Genomic DNA, 3,877 nt, shown 5'->3' on the forward strand with positions numbered 1-3,877 from the left:
CAAAGCTTTGGATTCCTATCGGGTACTTCATCGTGCATCAAGTTTTGGATTTACGCAAAGAAACAAAATTATTCTGAAAGGGACAATAAAAAGGCGGCTCAAAAGAACCGCTTTTTTATAACATACAAGACCTTATAAGTAATGCCAATCAGGAGTTAAAAGGGAGTTAGATGGAGTTATCGCCCACTTGGTGGGCTGGGAGTTAGATGCCAACACCTCTGTGCATACGGTTCTTTGACTTACTATCGGCTTAACTCCTACAATATAAACTAAAATGAATGTCCGCATCTTGCCAATTAACTTGTAGGAGCAGGGTTTGCCTACCCGAAAACATCCACGTGGACGCATACGGGCGGGCGAACCCCGCCCCTACATTGGCTAATTGCGGAATTCATATAAACTAAAGAAGCTGTTTTGAATTTCTCCAAAAAGTTTTTCTTGGCTTGATGTATCCGTTTTCGTGTGTGCTTTGGGCGATTTTTTGGTCTTTTTCGCTCCTGTTCTTCGTCAGATAGCCCGCTATCTTCCTCATCGCAGAAGCGAAAATGCCTCAAAAACTCATCCCAAATCATCGCACGATAAATTCAAAACAGCTTCTAAATTAGTTACTTACATAACGGCTCTAGTTTTGCAGCTTGCTGAACTTGAATAAATTACTTGATTTCCCATGTATCGTTGGTATCGAGCAATTCTGCAAAATTATGGTATGGTTTCTTTGCCGACACTTCCTTTATCTGCTCTTCTACCGCTTCGTCATAAGTAGGAGCTTCCACATCGCGGATTACCCCCAAGGCAATGGGAAAATCCGGTCCTTCCATCAATGCCAACTTCAATTGCAAGGTATGGTCCTCACAATGGGCGTCGTGTACAAGGATATCGCTCTCCGTAATGCCGTTTTCACCCAATTTCACGACTTTCAGCCCAAAGCCTTCCTGCATCAAGCCAAACTCCCGGTTCGGTCCGAAAAGCATAGGTTTGCCATGTTCCAGATAAATGGCATTGCGTTCCCGGTCTTCTTTTTTCGCTACGGCATTGTGTGTGCCATCATTAAAGATAACGCAATTCTGCAACACTTCCACTACCGAAGTACCTTTGTGACGGGCAGCTGCCTGCAACACCTCGACAGATGGTCCGCCATCTACAGCTGCACAGCGGGCAAAAAAGCGTCCACGGGCACCAAAGCAAAGCTCTGCCGGCCGGAAAGGATCTTCTACCGTGCCATAAGGTGACGACTTACTGACAAAGCCACGTGCTGACGTTGGCGAATATTGTCCTTTCGTCAAACCGTAAATACGGTTGTTCAACAAGATGATATTAATATCCACATTACGGCGAATAGCGTGGATGAAATGATTTCCTCCAATGGCAAGTCCGTCACCATCACCCGAAATCTGCCAGATGGTAAGATTCGGATTTGCCACTTTTGCCCCTGTAGCAATGGCTGCCGCACGCCCGTGAATGGTGTGCATACCATACGTATTCATATAATAAGGCAAACGCGATGAACATCCGATACCGGAGATAACAGCTATTTCATGGGGAGGTACACCCAACTCGGCAAGTGCCTTATGAAATGAGTTCAAAAATGCATGGTCGCCACATCCGGGACACCAGCGCGGCTGGCCTGCTTTATAATCGGCTGCTGTATACATAGTTGTTTTTTAGTTTTTAAGTTCGTGAGTTTTTTAGTTTTTAAGTTTGCAAGTTCTTAAGTTTTTAAGTTTGCAAGTTCTTAAGTTCGTGAGTTTATTCTTTCTCAACTTAAAAACTTAAGAACTGAAAAACTTAAAAACTTAAAAGAACTTATCTCTTATGCATTCAGAATGCGATTAAAGGCTTCTACCAGTTCTTGCACAACGAAAGGCTGTCCTTTCACCTGATTAAACTGATAGAGATGAATGCCTTCTACCTTCATGCGCAGGTAGCCTGCGAGCTGTCCCATATTCTGCTCTGCCACCACAACTTTCTTGTAACGGCGAAGCACTTCTGCTGTATTTTTCGGCAGCGGGTTAAGGTATTTGAAGTGTGCCAGTGCCACCTTCTTACCTTGGTCATTCAATATGTCCATGGCAGAATGCAAATGTCCGTATGTACCGCCAAAACCGACGATCAACAAATCTGCATCCTCACATCCTTCTACCTGCAAATCGGGAATGCACGAAGCGATGCGTGCTACTTTTTCCGCACGAATGCCCGTCATCAGGTGATGGTTTTCGGGATCGGTAGAGATGGCACCTGTCTCGCTGCTTTTTTCCAGTCCTCCGATACGGTGCATGAAACCTTTCGTACCAGGTATCGCCCAATAACGTACTAACGAATTCGGGTCACGCTGGAAAGGCGTCCACGAGCCTGCCATTTCCGGCTTGACATATGGCGGACGAATCTCAGGATATTTCGCCAAATCGGGTAAATGCCATGCAGCCGAACCATTAGCGATGTAGGCATCGGTAAGCAATACCACGGGAGTCATATGCTCTAAAGCTATCTTACAGGCCATGAAAGCGGCATCGAAACAATCGGTAGGCGAAATGGCAGCGATGACCGGCATCGGACTTTCGCCGTTTCTTCCGAACAATACCTGCAACAAATCTGTCTGTTCTGACTTGGTAGGCAAACCGGTGGAGGGACCTCCACGCTGCACATCCACAATGACCAATGGAAGTTCGGTTATCACCGCCAGATTCATCGCCTCACTCTTCAGGCAAATACCCGGTCCTGAAGTAGTAGTGACAGCAAGTGCACCGGCAAAAGCTGCACCTACAGCCGAAGCACATCCGGCAATCTCGTCTTCGCATTGCACGGTTTTTACGCCTAATGACTTATGCTTCGCCAATTCGTGCAGGATATCAGTGGCAGGTGTAATCGGATACGAGCCCAAATAAAGTTGTAATCCGGCTTTTTCAGCAGCAGCAATCAAGCCGTATGCAGTCGCTTTGTTGCCATTGATGTCCATATAACGCCCTTTTTCCTTAGGCTCCTTACTCGGTACTGTATAGCTGGCAGAAACAGAAGCGTGTGTGTTTTCGCCAAAATGATAGCCATCGTAAAGCACCTTAATATTAGCTTCTGCTATTACCGGTTTCTTGGCAAACTTCTCGCGCAGCAGTTTTTCACCTACACTGACATCGCGGTGGAACAGCCAACATACCAGTCCCAATGCAAACATATTCTTGGTACGCATGATAGACTTATTATCCAATCCGCTGTCTTTCAGGCTCTCTTTGCACATCGTGGTAATGGCTGCCTCTACTACTTCGTTTTTGATACCCAGTTCAGAGAATGGGTTTTCCAATTGGAACTGTGCTTTCTCCAAATCACGTTTGGTAAACGAGTCCGTATCGATGATAATAACCGCTTGAGGCTTACAGAACTTGTACTGTGTTTTCAATGCAGCAGGGTTCATAGCGACCAACACATCACATTTGTCTCCCGGCGTATAGACCTTACCCGACCCGATATGTACCTGAAAGCCCGATACTCCCGTCAGCGTACCTTGCGGAGCCCGTATATCAGCCGGATAATCGGGGAATGTACTGATATCATTTCCTTCCGTAGCAGAAATATTTGAAAACATATTTCCGGCAAGCTGCATGCCATCGCCCGAATCTCCCGAGAAACGAACTACGACATCATGCAGTTCTTTGACTATCATTTCTTTTGCCATACTATATTTTTTTAGAGTTCTCGTATTAAATGCACACAAAATTGGGGAACTTCCTTTAAAAATCAAAATAAAAAGGCAGAATTATTACAAAAAATGCCCACCGTCAAGTTAGAAGTGCAACTCCTCCACCGCCTTCCTCCGTCCTTGGAGCGTAGCGGAAAGGGCGGAGGAAGGCGGTGGAAGCCGGGCTTCGGGTCATCCGGCAATACAAAA

The 3,877-nt window shown here is 45.9% G+C and carries 3 protein-coding genes; all 3 read right to left on the bottom strand.

The annotated features are described in order from the left end of the window. Positions 1 to 320: 320 nt before the first annotated feature. The gene (locus tag B5F25_RS22060; RefSeq protein WP_162614472.1) at positions 321 to 572 is read right to left on the bottom strand and encodes a hypothetical protein; all 252 of its coding nucleotides are present in this window, start codon (positions 570 to 572) and stop codon (positions 321 to 323) included. Between the two features lie 81 nt (positions 573 to 653). Then, entirely contained in the window at positions 654 to 1,652 is a 999-nt protein-coding gene (locus tag B5F25_RS20610; protein ID WP_022039285.1) for a 2-oxoacid:ferredoxin oxidoreductase subunit beta, read from the bottom strand. Between the two features lie 158 nt (positions 1,653 to 1,810). After that, on the bottom strand, positions 1,811 to 3,664 hold the full coding sequence (locus tag B5F25_RS20615; protein ID WP_087251717.1) for a 2-oxoacid:acceptor oxidoreductase subunit alpha: 1,854 nt from the start codon (positions 3,662 to 3,664) through the stop codon (positions 1,811 to 1,813). Positions 3,665 to 3,877 lie beyond the last annotated feature (213 nt).

Origin of the sequence: Bacteroides sp. An19, assembly GCF_002160215.1 — a bacterium.
Taxonomy (GTDB): Bacteria; Bacteroidota; Bacteroidia; order Bacteroidales; family Bacteroidaceae; genus Phocaeicola; species Phocaeicola intestinalis.

What these genes read in the sequence shown, in the direction of transcription:
- B5F25_RS20610 (WP_022039285.1), bottom strand. Translation starts at nt 1,652, where the DNA reads ATGTATACAGCAGCCGATTATAAAGCAGGCCAGCCGCGCTGGTGTCCC.
- B5F25_RS20615 (WP_087251717.1), bottom strand. Translation starts at nt 3,664, where the DNA reads ATGGCAAAAGAAATGATAGTCAAAGAACTGCATGATGTCGTAGTTCGT.
- B5F25_RS22060 (WP_162614472.1), bottom strand. Translation starts at nt 572, where the DNA reads ATGATTTGGGATGAGTTTTTGAGGCATTTTCGCTTCTGCGATGAGGAA.